The organism is Methanoregula sp. PtaB.Bin085 (genome assembly GCF_002067035.1).
In the GTDB taxonomy this organism is placed as follows: domain Archaea; phylum Halobacteriota; class Methanomicrobia; order Methanomicrobiales; family Methanospirillaceae; genus Methanoregula.
The window spans coordinates 1-17360 of record NZ_MVQB01000019.1; the positions used below are offsets into that span (position 1 = coordinate 1).

Sequence of the window (17360 nt, forward strand, 5' to 3'; positions counted from 1 at the left end):
GAGCATATTCGGCGCCCGCCGACTATTTAGATCTTACTGTTCTCTCAGCCCGAGCTAAAAATTAGTGAAGTACTGAACCTTCCATCGGCTGTTTTTGAAAATTCAATCGTTTGTAGTATTTTTTATCGCCAGCCATGTAAGGTGGATTAAATCCTTGGGGGATATCAATTAAAAAAATTCCCTCGTTGGTTGATCCGGTTTTATAGATCGGAATAATTCTCATTCCATCAATTTTTGGATAAATTCTCGACAGAAGACGATTTTCAAGACTTTCTCTTGTTTTACGTCGAAGATCACCCCATGTTATTTCTGTTGGATAATTTTCAACTTCTCGAATCCCTAGAATTAATAAACCTCCCGTTGAATTTGCAAAAGCAGAGATGTGCTCTGATAATCCATCAGGGTCGTCAAATTTTTGAAAATCCTTATAATCTAATGTAAGGCATTCCTGCACTTTTTGTTCGATAAATGAAGAAATATCCATTTCAACGATATCTTCTGATTTTTTGTGGAAGTATTCTTCAATATACCCCATAATTACCCTTTTTACTCAGATTGTTTTTTTGCATTGCTTTCAACGTTAAAATTATCACCAAATACTTCTCGAACATTTGTCCGATTTGGAATTAACATGTATACGTAAATGAATAATAACGAATCATCGACAGCCACATCATATAATTTCGCGGTGAAAAATGCCTTTTTGATTTGTTTGACATTTTCTTCGGATGTTTTTTTCCTGATAATAAAGAAGTTTATTAGTGAATTTAAATCGGAATAATTCGTTATTGAATTTGACAATTCCTTTTTAGCGGCTAATGCACTAAAATAACTTGTTAGTAGTAATATCACAACCATCTGAAAAATCATTACAAGAATAACCCGCGGTAATACATTAGAAATATTTTCACCAGAAGGAAAAACTACCCAAAGTGATACAAAAGGAAGAATTACCATTGACACAAGAACAACAAGGAGTAATACCCCTTTGATTAATGAAAAAATTATAATGGGAAAGCTAGATTCTGAAAATATTTTTATTCCTTCTTCAGTTTTTAAATTCTCAACAAGTTTCTTAACCTTTTTCGTTATATCAACAAGCAGGAACGGAGTGAAAACCCATAATAGACACGCAATAATCGGTGAATACGATAATAAATTGTCAACCTTGAACCACGATGGTTCGAGGTAAATGATTAAAAGGAATGAAACGAGAAAATTTATCGAAATTGCTTTTATCAGAGGCGCGACATTTTTAATTATAAAGTCAAATCCAATCGCAATTTTTTCGATATTTGAATTAAATATCACATCCATTTCTTTTCGCAAGTCGGATTGATTTTTAATCTGATTTTTCCGTCTAAAAATTTGAGATATTAAAAAAAATAAACCATATAAAATAAAAAGCACAAAAGATGCATAAATCCAATATGGAAAATTGTTTGTAAATGAAGTCAATCCAATTGCCACGATTATTGACAACAGAGCTCCAATATATAAATTTGAGTCTATGAAATCGATTTGTTTTTTTGTGTGATCAGATGCCTCATTAATCGCGATTTTAATTCTTTCTAATTCAGAAATCTCTGAACTTAATTCATCTACCACGAGTATTACGTATTAAATACAAAAATAAAAATGCTTGGTATCTTATATGGGTTTAAAACAATGAATCAAAAAACATTACAATTCACATTTTTCTCCCACACCAAGTCGGATCCTCCCCAAATATCTCTCCTTTCCGGCCCATCTCGTGGTGCACCCCTCACAAGTCGAAGAACGCCTTGCATTCTTCTCCCATACGAGCCACACTTGCGCGTACCTCGTATGACTCGAAGCCCCTTCGGGTCTTCTCGGGCTCGGGCCCCCCCTCACAATGAGTCGAAGAACGCCCGCGGGCGTTCTTCTCCCATACGGGCTCCGCTTCGCGTATCCCGTATGTATATAAACATCCTTCTCAAATATCGTACACATCAACGCATTGCAAGGCGTTGATCACTGGCCAAAGGATCAATAAAGTGCATGGAGGATCCGGCGGCCGGGAATAGTGTACACAGAATATGGATAGCATAGCATACCATAGCAAAGACCATATGGAGATATCATATGATTTTAGTACCAGATACCAGCGTCCTTATCGACGGGCGCATAACCTCGATGATACAAGCCGGTGAATACAAGGGTGCAACAATAATCGTGCCGGAAGCGGTGATTGCGGAACTCGAGGCCCAGGCTAACAACGGGCGCGAGATCGGGTTCTCGGGGCTCGCGGAGCTCCAGTCGCTGTGCAAAATGGCCGAGGAAAAAACCATTGAACTCAAGTTCTCCGGGATCCGGCCGTCGCTCGAACAGGTGAAACTCGCCAGTGGTGGCGAGATCGACGCGATGATCCGGAATATCGCCATTGAGAATGCTGCACGGTTCATAACAAGCGACAACGTGCAGGCCGAGGTGGCACGGGCAAAGGGGCTCGATGTCATCTACTTAAAGCCACAGGTAACCGATTTTGTCCCGCTTGGGATCGACCAGTTCTTTGACGAGCACACCATCGCGGTGTACCTCAAGGAACGCGTGCCCCCGATGGCAAAGAAAGGGACCATTGCGGACATGAAACTTGTGAAGATCCGCGACGCGCCCACGAGCGAGTACGAGCTCCGGGCGCTGGCGCAGGAGATCCTCGAGCGGGCCAAGCGCGACCCCGACGGCTTCATTGAAGTCGAGAAGCGGGGCGTCACGGTCGTCCAGATCGGGTCCATGCGGATCGCGATCGCGAGGAGGCCGTTCTCGGACGGCATGGAGATCACGGCCGTCCGCCCGATCGTGGATGTGACCTTAAAGGACTACCAGAAGTCCGACATCATCACGAAACGCATCACGAGCGAGAAGCGGGGCATGATCATTGTCGGCGCCCCCGGCTCCGGCAAGACCACGCTCGCCCAGAACGTGGCAACGTTCCTCTCGGACAGCGGCTTCGTGGTGAAGACCATGGAGGCCCCCCGCGAGCTGCAGGTGCCGGACAACATCACCCAGTACACTGCGCTGGACGGCAGCATGACCAACACCGCGGACGTGCTCCTCCTCGTCCGGCCGGACTTCGTCATCTTCGACGAGCTCCGCAAGAACGAGGACTTCAGCATCTTTGCCGACATGCGCCTGGCCGGCATCGGCATGGTCGGCGTCATCCACGCAAGCGGTGTGCAGGACGCAATCCAGCGCTTCAGCGACCGCGTGGACTTCTCGGTCCTCCCGCAGATCATCAACACGGTCATCTTCGTGAAGCAGGGCGTCATCACGAAAGTCTACGACATCGGCTTTGCCGTCAAGGTTCCCGGCGGCATGGCGGGCGAGCTCAACATCCGGCCGGTCACCACGGTCACCGACCACGAAACCGGCGAACTCGTCCTCGACGTATTCCGGTATGACGGCGAAACCATCGTGATCCCGGTCACGGCACCGGCCGCTGCGCCGGCAGCAAAGACAGGGCCCGGCCCGGTCCACTTTGTCGGCCAGCCGCTCGTGCCCGAGAAACCCGCACGGCAGGCTGAGCCAAAGAAAGAGAGCGACGAGCGGCCCGGCTGGAAGCTGATGGAGAAGGAGATCCAGCGCGAGATCGGCCGGTATACGGACGGCATCGTGGATGTCCAGATGACGAGCGACACCAAAGCCGTTGTCTACATCGACGACAAGGACGTGCCGGCCGCGATCGGCAAGGGCGGCAAGAACGTCTCGGCCATCGTGAACAAGATCGGCATCGGGATCGATATCAAGCCCCGCTCCGAGTTCGACCGGCAGGCTGCCCAGCCCAGGGGAGACGAGGAGATCAACCTCGGCGGCGGCATCAAGATCCAGACCGACAAGAAGCAGCTCACCATCATCGCCCCGGGCGAGAGCGGGCGGATCGTGGACGTCTTCGCCGGCAAGGAATACCTCTTTACGGCCACCGTGAACGAGACCGGGGAGATCGTCCTTGCCAAGAACTCAAGCATTGCGCAGGAGATGATCCGGCGCTACCAGAACAACGAGAATATCAGGCTGCGGCCGGTATAAGGTGAAACCCGTGAGTGAATTCAATCCCGCACAATTCGAGGAGGAGGCGCACGAGAAGTGGGCGCACGCGTTCCACTCCGATCCCTCGGACCTCCCCAAGTACTACCTGAACGTCGCCTTCCCGTACCCAAGCGGCGCCATGCACGTGGGGCATGGCCGGACCTACATCGTGCCGGATATCGTGGCACGCTTCCAGCGGATGAAGGGGAAACAGGTCCTCTTCCCGATGGGCTTCCACGTCACCGGCGCGCCGGTGGTCGGCATCTCAAAGCGCATTGCGAGGAAGGACGAGAAGACCATCCGGCTCTACCGCGACCTGTACCGCGTGCCGCAGAACGTGCTCGACAACTTCACCGACCCGCTCGTGATCGTGAAGCATTTCGCGGACGAGTACCAGCGGGTCATGACTGCCTGCGGCCTCTCCATCGACTGGCGCCGGCGGTTCATCACGGTCGACCCGACCTATTCGAAGTTCATCGAGTGGCAGTGGAAGCATCTCTATGAAGCGGGCCACGTGATGAAGGGCGCCCACCCGGTACGGTACTGTACCGTGGACGAGAACCCGGTCGGCGACCATGATTTACTGGAAGGCGACAAGGCCGAAGTCATCAAGTTCACGCTGATGATGTTCCGGTACGGCGACGCCTTCATCCCGTGCGCAACCCTCCGGCCCGAGACCATCTACGGCGTCACCAACCTCTGGGCAAACCCGAAGGTCACGTACGTGAAGGCAATCGTGGACGGCAAAGCGTGGATCGTCAGCAAAGAGGCGGCCGAGAAGCTCGCCCTGCAGGACCACACGGTCGAGATCAAAGAGGATGTCCCGGGGACGAGCCTCATTGACAAAAAAGTCAGCCACCCGCTCTGCGGCGAGGTCCCGATCCTCCCTGCCGAGTTCGTGGACCCGGACATGGCAAGCGGCATGGTCATGAGCGTGCCCGCCCACGCCCCGTTTGACTACATCGCGCTCCGCGACCTCCAGCAGAAGGGGAAGTACACGACGATCAAACCTATCCCGCTCATCAAAGTCGAAGGCTACGGTGAAATTCCCGCAATGGACGCGGTCGAGAAGGCCGGGATAAAAGACCAGATGGACCCGCGGATGGACTCGCTCACGCAGGAGATCTACTCCGCCGAGTTTGCGAAGGGGAAACTCTTCGACAAATATGGCGGCAAGCCGGTGCGGGTTGCCCGCGACGACGTGGCCGCGGAGATGATCGCCAAGTACGACTCCGTGCCGATGTACGAGTTCGACCTCCGGCCGGTCGTCTGCCGGTGCGGCAACCGCGTCAAGGTCAAGATCCTCCACGACCAGTGGTTCCTGAAATACGGCGACCCCGCGTGGAAGCAGGAGGTCCAGGACCACATCAACGACATGGCGCTCGTGCCTACCGAGGTCCGGGTCGAGTTCGACCGGACGATCTGGTGGCTCAAGGACTGGGCCTGCACCCGGCGCGTCGGCCTTGGCACCCGCTTCCCGTGGGACACCAACCAGCTCATCGAGCCGCTCTCGGACTCCACGGTCTACATGGCGTACTACACCATCGCCCATAAGATCCGGGAGATCGAACCGAAACTCCTGACGCCCGAAGTCTTCGACTACATCTTCCTCGGGAAGAAGTCCGACGACCTGCCGGAGAAGAAGAAGCTCGACGCGATGCGGAAAGAATTCCTGTACTGGTACCCGTACGACTTCCGGTTCAGCGCCAAGGACCTGATCTCCAACCACCTCACGTTCCAGGTCTTCCACCACACCACCGTCTTTGCCGGCCACAAGGAGCTCCTCCCGAAGGGCATGGTCGTCTTCGGCATGGGCCTCCTGAACGGCGCCAAGATGTCGTCCTCCAAGGGCAACGTCTTCCTGCTGGAGGACGCCGTGAAGGAGTTCGGTGCCGACACCGTCCGGATGTTCCTGATGGGTTCGGCCGAGCCATGGCAGGACTTTGACTGGCGGAACGAGCTCGTGCTCTCCACGAGGAAACAGATCGAGCGGTTCCACAACACCGTCGTGGAGATCAAGGACGCCACGGGCGAGCCGCACGACATCGACCGCTGGCTCGCGAGCCGGCTCCAGGCCCACATTGCCCGGGCCACCGAAGCCCTCGAGAACTTCCAGACCCGGCAGGCCCTGCAGGAGTCCTACTTCGGCATCGAGCAGGACCTGAAATGGTACCGCCGCCGGCTCCCGAAGGACTGCGACGGCAGCCGCGAACTCCACGATCTCTGCTCGGTCTGGGTGCGCCTGCTGGCGCCGTTCATCCCGTTCACCGCCGAGCACCTCTGGAAGGAGCTCGCGGGCGAAGGGCTCGTCTCGTTCGCCCCGTGGCCGGTTGCTGACCCGAAACTGGTGAACCCGAAGGCGGAGCTTGCAGAAGAGCTCCTTGCCCGCACGGTCGAGGACATCGAGTCGATCCTGAAGCTGATCCAGCTCCAGCCCAAGGCGATAACCATCGCCCTCGCCCCGGAGTGGAAGCATGAGATCTTCCGCACGATCGCCGCAGCGAGCGACAAGGGCACGGTCGTCAAGGAGATCATGAAGGACCCGGCCATGCGCAAGCGGGGCAAAGCCGCGACCGACGCGACAAAACAGATCACGACGCTCATCCACCGCCTCCCGCCGTATGTTGTCGAACCCCTCCTGAAGGACCCGATCAGCGAACAGGACGTGTTCGATGCTGCGAAGGAATTCCTTTCGCAGGAGTTCGGCGTGCCGGTCCACATCGTGGAAGCGGAAGGGGCCGGGCACACGAAGGCCGCGACGGCGCTGCCGTTCAAGCCGGCGATTATGATTGAGTAACTTTTTTTTCCACGGCATTCCTGCGGGATCGCACAACCGGCAGAGGAATTCCCGGTACGTGTAAAGGGAGCCGCCGGAACAACATTCATGAACCTGCGATGCTAATATCGGATCAGCGAAAAATCAGCCGATACCGATATGAAAGATCGCACTCATGATCTCATGGAATGGATCCGGCAGAAGAAGGCGCGGCTGGATGCGCTGCGCCCGATGAGTCCTGATCTGGATGCGAAGCTCCACGAGGAGATCCGGGTACGGCACACGTACAACTCAAATGCCATTGAAGGAAATACGCTTACCTTATCGGAAACAAAACTCGTTCTCGAAGAAGGAATCACCATCGGCGGTAAAACCCTTCGCGAACACCTGGAAGCGACCAATAATGCCAGAGGATACGATATGATCGTCAGGCTGGCACAAAAAAAAGCGCCGATCAGCCATGTCACAATCCAGCAGGTCCACGAGATCGTCACCCGGGGAATTCTCGAAGATGCCGGGCGGTACCGGACCCGCAATGTCCGGATAACCGGCGCTCACAAGTCCCCGGCGGACTGGTCCCGTATTGTCCGCGAACTGGACACCCTGATCGGTGCAGTCACCAGCCCGGACAAGGATGTCGTTGCCATGGCCGCGTTTCTCCATCACCGGTTCGTGGCAATCCACCCCTTCACTGACGGCAATGGCCGGGTGGCCCGGCTCCTGACGAACCTGTTCCTGCTCCATCAGGGCTACCCGCCGATCGTTCTCGATACAAAAGACCGGCAGAAGTACTACCGGGCGCTCCGCGATGCAGATTCCGGGGATCTTATCCCGTTCACCCGTTTCATTGCCCGGGCTGTCAGCGACTCGCTCTCCTCATGGCTCGCGGTTGCCGGGGAACAATCGGAACTCGTCCCGCTTGGCGAGCTGGCGAAACGATCTCCCTACTCGCAGGAGTACCTGAGCCTTGCAGCGAGGAAAGGGCTTCTCGATGCAACCAAGATCGATGATACGTGGCATGCATCGGGACAGGCGCTTGAAGAGTATATCCGGAAGCATGGCAGGAAATGACAATTCCTGACCGGTCATATGCTGGCGGGGCAGGGCCGCGACCGATGCAACCAGGCAGATCACGACGCTCATCCACCGCCTCCCGCCCTACATGGTCGAGCCGCTCCTGAAGGACCCGATCAGCGTGCAGGATATGTTCGATGCTGCGAAGGAATTCCTTGCGCAGGAGTTCGGCGTGCCGGTCCACATCGTGGAAGCGGAAGGAGCCGGGCACACCAAGGCTGCGACGGCGCTGCCGTTCAAGCCGGCGATCATGATTGAATAATCCCTTCTTTTTCCCCGGCCATCCGGCCAGATTCCCGGGAAATATTTCGCAACACCCCTCATCCATCCCGGGAAAGTTAGGGTACAACCGGGACAAGCGAACACTGCCTGAATCTTCCGCAGCGAATTGTCCTGATAACGGATGCGCCGCCCCGGTTCTGGGGAGAGACTGGGATGGTGTATCCGGTCACGACGCAGACCACCACACCGCCAGCAGCGACACCGCAGCCGGCTGCCTCATCGCCGCTGCTGAACATCGTCCCTGTCACCGCGGCAATCGGTATACCGGCGGGTGGCGGGTTCATGGTCCGGCGGTGGTGGATCTGCAGGCAGAACCCCGCACTGTTTGGCGATTTTGACTGATCCGGATCATTTTTTTACAGTTTTTCGTTGGAAAACTCCGGTGTGCCGGACCACAACTCCGCTGCTGATGCGTTCATAGTGAAAAAAGCCGCGACAGCCCCGCCGCCCGGGCTTGCGATCGCGATCAAGTGCTTTTTTTGTTTTTCCCGGCCCGGGACGGTATCCACCGTTGTCAGATCCGATACCCTATGCCAGGACTTGCATTTCGACATGACTATATCATTCCATGAATAACACTTTTCATTCATCGCCGAAGGTGGTTGCCTGATGCATTTCGTTCCGTTACGTCCGGAACCGGCCAGCGAGAGACAACAGCAATCGTTCTGCCAGCTGGTCTGCCTGCCGTTCATTATCCTGCTGGCCCTTGCCGGGCCGGTAGCCGCTGCCGATCACACGCTGAACCCCGGGGACCCGATCGGGCAGAACATCACGGATGCAGCTGCGGGTGATACCCTCATCCTGAACCCGGGAACGTACCGGGAGATTGACATCATCGTTTCAAAAGACATCATCATCCGGGCCAACACATCCTGCGGCGGCACGGCGGCCAACACGATCATCGACACGATGGCATCCGGCAGGATCTTCGACAATCGCGGGGGATATAACCTTGCGATCGACAACCTGAGCCTGAAGAACGGCACGCATACTGAAAGCGGCGGTGCAATCAGACAGTCCGGAGGCACTCTGGCCATCTCCTCGTCCATCATCTCCAGCGGCAGTTCGACAGATGGCAATGCAATCTATGTGGTCAGCTCACCTCTGACGGTCACCTCCACGACCTTCTCGGACTGCCGGTCGGACAATTTCCCGGGTGCGATTTTTGCGTTATCCACCACAGTCCGTATCGAGAACTCGACCTTCTCGGACTGCCGGTCGGAAAAATCCACAGGTGCAATCGATGCGATATTAACTACCGTCCGTATCGAGAACTCGACCTTTTCCCGATGCACCGGACGGCTGGGCGGGGCAGTCGCGGTCTTCCGCGGGCCCGCAATTATCATCTCCTCGACATTTACGGACTGCCATGCATCGTATCGTGGCGGAGCGATCGCGTTCGATGAATCCACGCTTGCCATCACCTCCTCGTCCTTCACCCGCTGCTCGTGCCCGGAAGGCGGAGCCGTGTGGGGAGGATACGACGGCGGGGCAACTATTCATTTCTCCCGCTTCTCGGATTGCGACAGCGAGGGGGCGGCGATATACCGCTATGCCGGAACATGGGATGTACGGAACAACTGGTGGGGCACAAACGATGATCCCTCCCCGCATATCTACGGGCCCGCAACGTATTCCCCGTGGCTGGTGCTCGGTGCCGTCGCGAACCCGTCGTCTGTCACACCAGCACAGACTGCCTCCGTCACGGCGAACCTGACGTACGACAACCTGGGATATTACCACGATCCCGTGGCGGACGGCCATGTCCCGGACGATATCCTGACCGTGTTCACGCTGACGAGGGGTACCGGCAGCCTGGTGCCGGACGCGGGAGGGATGGTATCCGGCACGAACGCGACGACGTTTATGTCCCCGGCCGGCACGATGGCGATGGTCAATGTCACGGTCGACGGTGAATCTGTCGGCGTACCGATCACCGTCAATGGTGCAGCCTTCACCGGCTCGCCGATATCCGGCACTGTCCCGCTTTCGGTGCAGTTCACTGACGCATCGGTCGGCTCGCCAACGATGTGGAACTGGTCGTTTGGCGACGGCACATGGTTCAATACCACCGATACCACTGCAGCCAGCCCGCTGCATACATACACCAGTACCGGCACGTACACAGTCAGCCTGACCGCCTCCGGTGCCTTCGGCACAACCACGCAGACCCGGGTCGGGTATATCACGGTCGTTTCTCCGGGCACAGTTCCCGAGACGACGATTGATAACCGCGACAATGACGACGGCTTCCCGTCCGTTACGCCGGCAGCAACGGAAGCCGGACCGTTCCCGCTCATGACCGTAACCGTGAACATCGGAGGCGACTCGAAGGCGTGGCAGGCGGTTGTCACGGGAACGAAACTCTCGGAGCTGATCGTGACCGGCACCGTGCAGAACAGCGCGGGCTTCAACATGACCGCCCTGCCCGGGATCGTGTTCCAGTACCTCCGGCTTGAACCGGCACGGTACGGCACGATTACACAAGCCCGGGTAAACTTCACCGTCCCGCAATCCTGGCTCGATGAGAACCGTATCGCCCCGGGCAGCATCGTGCTTTACCACATGACCGCGGACGGGGGGTGGAAGGCGCTGCCCACCACGTTCCTGAATACAAAGGACGGGACCGGGTTCTTCTCTGCGGAATCCCCCGGATTCTCGCTCTTTGCGATTGCCGGGACACCGGGCACCACAGCTCCGGCAGTTATGGCAACGCAGGCGACCGCGGTCATTCCGGTACAGGAACTTCCGGAAGCGGGGAAAGCTGTACCGCAGAAACCGGTCACAACGCAGACCACCGCACCGCCCGCCGCGACACCGCAGCCGGCACTATCATCACCGGTCATGACTGCCATCCTCGTTATCGCGGCGATTGGTATACTGGCGGGTGGCGGGTTCATGGTCCGGCGGTGGTGGATCCGCAGGCAGAACCCGGCGCTATTCGAAGAATGCTGATGCCTTCCTCTCACCCTCCTGGCCTGATGGCCAGTCGGACTTCGAGGAATACGACTGAACAGGCAGGTGTCCGGCGTGCCGGTCCACATTGTGGAAGCGGAAGGAGCCGGGCACACCAAGGCTGCGACGGCGCTGCCGTTCAAGCCGGCGATTATGATCGAATAATCATTTTTCCTTTTCTCTTTTTTTCCATATCCCCAAGGTTCATTGAACCATCATCACGGTAAGACCATAGAATCGAAAGGAGTGGTGCAGTAACCGTACGGAGTGCGTAAAAATATCATCTCCCGCCTGCACTTTTCCCTGTACCGGGATTTTTTCCCCGCATATTCATACAGGATATGATTTTATGGACCGATACCATAGCATACTCCGTTTCTTCATCCTGCTGATCGTCAGCGGATTATGTACAGGAATGGTGTCAGCAGCAGCCGATACTGTTACGGCACCCGTGAATATCCATATTGCCCGGGAAAATGCAACCATCCCCGCGTATCACCTGCAGGCACCGGGATTCCGGGCCATGGATGCACAGTCCATGGACGCTTCCGGCGGCCCGTCGTTCACGTTTGAATGGGCGGTGCCTTCCGCTACGGTCATCCACCCGCAGTACCTCACGACCGATGCATCGGGCACCGTGTACGCAATCGATTTCTGGAACAACTCGATCTCGAAATATGCTCCGGACGGGACCCTGCTCGGCATCATCGGCGAATCCGGGACCGGCAACGGGCAGCTCGGCCGTCCCGGCGATGTTGCCGTGAACGCCAGCGGTTACATCTACGTCGTGGACCAGGGCAACAACCGCATCCAGGTCTTCTCGCCTTCCGGCGCGTACGTTTCGAAGTGGGGATCGCAGGGGACGGGCAACGGGAACTTCAACAAGCCCCGCGGGATCGCTCTCGACAGCGCGGGCAGCGTCTACGTTGTGGACACGGACAACAACCGGATCCAGAAATTCGGCCCGGGCGGGAATTTTATCACGGCATGGGGATCTTCCGGCAGCGGTGACGGCCAGTTCAGTTTCCCTGTCGATATTGCTGCAGATGCTTCCGATCGTCTCTATGTCACGGACAGGGACAACTACCGCGTCCAGGTCTTTGACACCAACGGCTCGTTCCTCACCAGGTGGGGTTCGTACGGGTATGGCAGCGGCTCCTTCTCTGAACCGATCGGGATCACGGTCAACAGCAGCGGATACATCTTTGTAACTGATGACAGCATGTACAAGGTCCAGGTCTTCGATTCCGCCGGCACCTTCCGGAACCAGTTCGGATCCGGCGGAGCAGGTCAGGGACAGTTCTGGTTCCCGTACGGTATTGCTACCGATCCCAGCGGGAACGTGTATGTCGCCGACTACAACAGTTACCGCATCGTGATCACCGATCCTTCGGGCACTCCGCGGGGGACCTGGGGTACCGGTGGCAACGGTGACGGCCAGTTCATCTGGCCGACCGCGAGCGCCATCGGGCCGGATAATCACATCTACATTCTGGATTACGGCAACGGCCGTGTCCAGGAGTTCACTCCGGACGGTACCTATATGGGGCAGTTCGGCGCCGGCCAGTTCCGGGAGGCCTATGGCATGGCGATCAACAGCTCGGGGTATTTCTATATCAGCGACTCGTACAACAACCGGATCCAGGTCTGGAGCCCGGACAAAAATTACCAGTTCCAGTGGGGACAGTATGGCATCGAGAACGGGAACTTCAACTCCCCCGAAGGTATCGTGTGTGCCCCGAACGGGACCGTCTATGTTGTCGATACCTACAACAACCGGGTCCAGGCCTTCGATCCCAGCGGTACCTTCATCACCGCGTGGGGCTCGTACGGCACATCCGGTGCCGGCATGTTCTATGAACCGTACGGTATTGCTCTCGATTCTGCAGGGAACGTGTATGTGACTGATACCTCCAACAACCGTGTCCAGAAGTTCGATGCCGGCGGGAATTTCCTGGACGAATGGGGGACAATGGGGTCCGGTGACGGCCAGCTGTGGTACCCGGAAGGTATTGCTGTTGACAGCCAGAACCGTATCTATGTTGGCGACTCCTGGAACTCCCGCGTCCAGATCTTCACGTCCGGCGGGGAGTATATCACGCAGTTCGGGTCGCCGGGCATGGGCAACGGGCAGTTTGAGAACATCTACGGCGTCTCGGTCGATGGTGACGGGAGCGTGTATGTCGTTGATATCGCAGATGACCGGTTCGAGAAGTTCTCTTCCGAACCCGTAGTCACCCCCGTCATCCCCATCCCCGGATCCGCACATTTTCCCACCGATCCCGATGGCGACGGGCTTTACGAGGATGCGAACGGCAACGGCCGTGCCGACTTTGCCGATGTTGTCCTGTATTATGACACCATGGACTGGATTGCGGCAAACGAACCGATCATGGCGTTCGATTTCAACGGCAATGGCCGTATCGACTTTGCCGACATTATCAGCCTCTACGATGGCATCTGAGATCGTCCGGTGTCGTCACCGGACAATCCCCTCTTTTTCTGCCAGTCCTGTATTCACAGATGCCGGATTCATTTCGGAATATTAATCTCCCATTGAAAAAAATTCTCCGGGATACTGCCGGAGTGCGGGACTATCGGGGAAGGTTGTCCCGGCCTCTTGCAGACGTTGCTGTGGCTGGTGGGGGATGGATTTACGACAGTTTTGCCTGATTTTCCTGGTTGTATCGATATCTGCGTGCGGGCTTTTCGCAGCTCCGTCATCGGCTGCGAATTATACCTTTCAACGTGCGGACATTGCGCCGGTTGAGTTTTTTTCCCCGCCAGCGGACGATACCGTCCTTCAGGAAATCCTGGCCGGTCACCCGGGTCTTTTCACCACCGCGCTCCATGGCGCAGACAGTGCCAGCGGCAAAAACAGGGATCATGCCATTCCCGCCATACCTGAATCAGCCGAATCCATCAGCATCGGACCCGCCGACTCGATCCAGGCAGCAGTCTCTGCCGCGGCTGACGGCGACACCATCTGGCTCGACCCGGGGATTTACCGGGAGCACGACATCGTCATCGACAGGAACATCACCATCCGGGCCAACACGTCACTCGGAGGCAACCGCGGCAACACCATCATCGATGCAGAACATGCCGGCCGGGTTTTCAATGTCATGGGCCCTTTCACGTTTGCCATCGACAACCTCGCCCTGCGGAACGGATCGGTCAGTTCAGCGGATATCTTTGTACCTGCTGAAGGCGGAGCAATCCTTGCCGGGGACCCGGCAGGTACGCTCATCATCACGAATTCCGCTTTTTCCGACTGCCAGGTGACCACGCTCGCAGATTCTGTAGAAGGACTGGGCGGCGCGATCTCCGCATATGGCCCTCTCAGTATCACCGGGTCCTCGTTTGCCGGCTGTTCGGCATCCGGCGAGGGGGGGAACAACGCGGGGGGGGCGATCTATGCGGGAGATAGTAATACGGTTATCGCTTCCTCCACCTTCACCAACTGCTCCGTATCCGGAAACACAGGGATAGGCGGTGCCGTCATCGGTATATATTCCATCACGTCGACCACGTTTGAACGCTGTTCGGCATCCGGGACAAATGCACTGGGCGGCGCAGTTGCACTTGCAATGAATATCACCGGAAGCAACTTCATCGACTGCTCTGTTGCGTCGGAAACCGGGATAAGCGGCGGGGGTGCGGCAGCCCTCGGGGTGGTTATCACAGATTCCAGGTTCATCAATTGTTCCGCAAGCGGCTCTTCCAATGTCGGCGGCGGGGCTGTCTGGGGGTCCGAACGCGTGAGCGGCTCTTCTTTTTCCAACTGCTCGGTAACCGCGGGCGATGATCTTGGCATGGGCGGGGCAATTACCACCGGGTGGATCTCTGGACTGATACCGGAAATTGATCGTTCAGTCTTCACGGACTGCTCGGTAACCTCAGGAGGGGATGCCGGTGGCGGGGCGGTTGCCGGTTTCACCATGATCACCGGATCCACCTTCACACGCTGTTCGGTAACCGGCACCGACGAGGCTTTTGGCGGTGCGGTCTATTATGGAGACACCATTGCGGATTCTGTATTCACCGACTGTTTTGCTTCCGGAAGTTCGATCGCGGCAGCCGGTGCAGCGTGCGCTTTTGAGAATATTACCGGTTCATCCTTCACCCGCTGCTCGGCGACCAGCAGCAATCAGGCCGAAGGCGGTGCTGTCTATAATGGAGAAATGGTCGCCCGCTCCGCATTCACCGGTTGTTCGGCTTCCGGAGGTATCATTGCGTCCGGCGGCGCAATCGGTTTTCTCGATGACGTCTCGGACACTTCGTTCACCGACTGCTCTGTTTCCGCAGGCAGGTTCGCACCAGGAGGTGCAACGGCAAATATCAGGAATATCACCGGTTCATCCTTCACCCGCTGCTCGGCGACCAGCAGCGAGCAGGCTGAAGGCGGTGCAATCTATGGAAGTGAAAATATCATCCGCTCCACCTTCAACAGTTGTTCCGTTGCCGGGGGTACCGGCGCGCTGGGAGGAGCAGTCATTTATGGCAACAATGTTGCCGGATCAGCCTTCACCACCTGCAGCGCATATGACGGGGGCGCAATCTATTTCCCGCCCTACATGACGACACCGGCAGGAACAATCTCTTCCTCCACATTCTCCGGCTGCCATGCCTCCAACAACGGGGGCGCGATCTTCACTGAGGATGTGGACCTCAGCATCGGCAATTCCACAACCTTCACCGGCAGTTCAGCGCAAAATTACGGGGGGTCGCTGTTTATCAATGGCGGCAACGTGGTCCTTGACCGGATCTCCATGACGAACAGCAGGGCCGTATCCGGCGGCGGGGGAGCGATCGCCCTCACCCACCGGGGCTCGCTCACCATAACATCCTCGAACTTCGAACGATGTTCTGCCCCCGATGGCGGCGCGATCCTGAGCGGCAACCCCCCGGCAATCCATTTCTGCCGGTTCTGGCAGAACACCGCAACGGGCACCGGCCCGGCAATCCGGACAATGGGCGGGACCGTCCATGCGGAGAACAACTGGTGGGGTACCAACGCCGACCCGGCCCCGCAGGTCTACGGCAGCGTGACAACAGCCCCGTGGCTCGTTCTCGGTATCACGGCTGCACCGTATTCCCTCACCATACCCCAGACTTCGGAGATCCGTACGAACCTGACGTTCACGAACACCGGCACCGATACCTCCGGCGGGGGCATCTTCGTGCCCAACGCCATCCCGAACACCTACGCGCTGGTATCGGGTCCCGGTGTTGTTGCACCCCTGACGTACGGATCGGCAAACGGGGCCGGCCGGACAACATGGATCACCCTCCAGCCGGGTGCGGCCAACATCTCCGGCACTGTTGACGGCCAGACCCTGTATATCGCCCTGAACGCCGCACAGGGCACGTGGACCCCGCCGCCCACGCAGGTCCCCAACGACGATGGCTGGCCCCGGGGAGGCGCCGGCGCACCGGGCGGCGGGAGTGGATCAGCGGCGACAACCGGATCGTCCGGGTACCCGCTCATGACCGTGACCGTGAACATCGGAGGCGACTCGAAGGCGCACCGGGCAACCGTGACCGGGACGAAGTTGTCGGAGCTGATCGTGACCGGTACCGAACAACACGGGGCTGCCGCCAGCTGTAACCCGCCGGCAGGAAGTACCTTCCAGTACTTCAGCCTCGAACCGGCCCGGTATGGTACAATCACAAACGCGGTGATCAACTTCACCGTCCCGCAATCGTGGCTGGATGCGGACCGTGTCGATCCACAAACAATCGTTCTGTACCGCATGACGCCCGACTGCTGGAAGCCGCTGCCGACAACGTACCTTTCAACGAAGGACGACACGGCATTTTTCTCGGCGCAGTCTGCCGGGTTCTCGCAGTTCGCGATTATGGGAACACCTTCGGAATCCGTAATTATTGTTCCGGCGGTGGACCGGCTGGCACCTGCGATCGGGGACATACAAACCCCTGCCCCTGCAATTCCTGAGAAAATGCCGGTAACAACGCAGACTACGGCTCCCCCGGAAACGGTGCCGGAACCGTCCGCGCCCTCTCCGCTCCTGAACGTGATCCTTGTCATCGCGGCTGCCGGCCTGCTGGCGGGAGGGGGATTCGTGGCCCGGCGCTGGTGGATCGATCGATGAGTTCCCGAGCCTGAAAATAATAATCAATTGTTTTCCGGTTCCGGCAGCATGAAGTCCTGCGGGTTATCGGCTGTATTCACGAACAGGATTCCAGAAACGCATATTTTCGG

10 protein-coding genes are annotated in these 17360 nt (G+C 57.0%); 8 read left to right on the plus strand and 2 right to left on the minus strand.

What is annotated here, in order from left to right:
* Positions 1–61: 61 nt before the first annotated feature.
* Both A4E33_RS03620 and A4E33_RS03625 read right to left on the minus strand, forming a co-directional pair.
* Positions 62–535 carry a helix-turn-helix domain-containing protein gene (locus A4E33_RS03620; protein WP_292346323.1) on the minus strand — a complete coding sequence of 158 codons (474 nt, stop codon included), beginning with the start codon at positions 533–535 and terminating at the stop codon, positions 62–64.
* 11 nt (positions 536–546) lie between these two features.
* Positions 547–1608, minus strand: coding sequence for a hypothetical protein (locus A4E33_RS03625; protein ID WP_292346324.1), 1062 nt, complete (start codon positions 1606–1608; stop codon positions 547–549).
* Positions 1609–2106: 498 nt separating this feature from the next.
* Between A4E33_RS03625 and A4E33_RS03630 the strand changes: the two genes are divergently transcribed.
* The 8 genes from A4E33_RS03630 to A4E33_RS03665 all read left to right on the plus strand — a co-directional run bounded on the left by A4E33_RS03630 (position 2107) and on the right by A4E33_RS03665 (position 17250).
* Positions 2107–4047 carry a PINc/VapC family ATPase gene (locus A4E33_RS03630; RefSeq protein ID WP_292346325.1) on the plus strand — a complete coding sequence of 647 codons (1941 nt, stop codon included), beginning with the start codon at positions 2107–2109 and terminating at the stop codon, positions 4045–4047.
* A 10-nt stretch (positions 4048–4057) separates the two neighbouring features.
* Complete coding sequence (leuS, locus tag A4E33_RS03635; protein ID WP_292346326.1) at positions 4058–6844, plus strand: leucine--tRNA ligase; 2787 nt, start codon at positions 4058–4060, stop codon at positions 6842–6844.
* 138 nt (positions 6845–6982) lie between these two features.
* On the plus strand, positions 6983–7894 hold the full coding sequence (locus A4E33_RS03640; RefSeq protein WP_292346327.1) for a Fic family protein: 912 nt from the start codon (positions 6983–6985) through the stop codon (positions 7892–7894).
* A gap of 91 nt (positions 7895–7985) precedes the next feature.
* Entirely contained in the window at positions 7986–8159 is a 174-nt protein-coding gene (locus A4E33_RS03645) for a hypothetical protein (protein WP_292346328.1), read from the plus strand.
* A 173-nt stretch (positions 8160–8332) separates the two neighbouring features.
* Positions 8333–8521, plus strand: a complete 189-nt coding sequence (locus A4E33_RS03650) for a hypothetical protein (RefSeq protein WP_292346329.1) — start codon at positions 8333–8335, stop codon at positions 8519–8521.
* 267 nt (positions 8522–8788) lie between these two features.
* Positions 8789–11134, plus strand: coding sequence for a PGF-pre-PGF domain-containing protein (locus A4E33_RS03655; protein ID WP_292346330.1), 2346 nt, complete (start codon positions 8789–8791; stop codon positions 11132–11134).
* Positions 11135–11483: 349 nt separating this feature from the next.
* The gene (locus A4E33_RS03660) at positions 11484–13598 is read left to right on the plus strand and encodes a 6-bladed beta-propeller (protein WP_292346331.1); all 2115 of its coding nucleotides are present in this window, start codon (positions 11484–11486) and stop codon (positions 13596–13598) included.
* A gap of 184 nt (positions 13599–13782) precedes the next feature.
* Positions 13783–17250 carry a PGF-pre-PGF domain-containing protein gene (locus A4E33_RS03665; RefSeq protein ID WP_292346332.1) on the plus strand — a complete coding sequence of 1156 codons (3468 nt, stop codon included), beginning with the start codon at positions 13783–13785 and terminating at the stop codon, positions 17248–17250.
* Positions 17251–17360 lie beyond the last annotated feature (110 nt).

What these genes read in the sequence shown, in the direction of transcription:
- A4E33_RS03620 (WP_292346323.1), bottom strand. Translation starts at nt 535, where the DNA reads ATGGGGTATATTGAAGAATACTTCCACAAAAAATCAGAAGATATCGTT.
- A4E33_RS03630 (WP_292346325.1), top strand. Translation starts at nt 2,107, where the DNA reads ATGATTTTAGTACCAGATACCAGCGTCCTTATCGACGGGCGCATAACC.
- A4E33_RS03640 (WP_292346327.1), top strand. Translation starts at nt 6,983, where the DNA reads ATGAAAGATCGCACTCATGATCTCATGGAATGGATCCGGCAGAAGAAG.
- A4E33_RS03645 (WP_292346328.1), top strand. Translation starts at nt 7,986, where the DNA reads ATGGTCGAGCCGCTCCTGAAGGACCCGATCAGCGTGCAGGATATGTTC.
- A4E33_RS03650 (WP_292346329.1), top strand. Translation starts at nt 8,333, where the DNA reads ATGGTGTATCCGGTCACGACGCAGACCACCACACCGCCAGCAGCGACA.
- A4E33_RS03655 (WP_292346330.1), top strand. Translation starts at nt 8,789, where the DNA reads ATGCATTTCGTTCCGTTACGTCCGGAACCGGCCAGCGAGAGACAACAG.
- A4E33_RS03660 (WP_292346331.1), top strand. Translation starts at nt 11,484, where the DNA reads ATGGACCGATACCATAGCATACTCCGTTTCTTCATCCTGCTGATCGTC.
- A4E33_RS03665 (WP_292346332.1), top strand. Translation starts at nt 13,783, where the DNA reads ATGGATTTACGACAGTTTTGCCTGATTTTCCTGGTTGTATCGATATCT.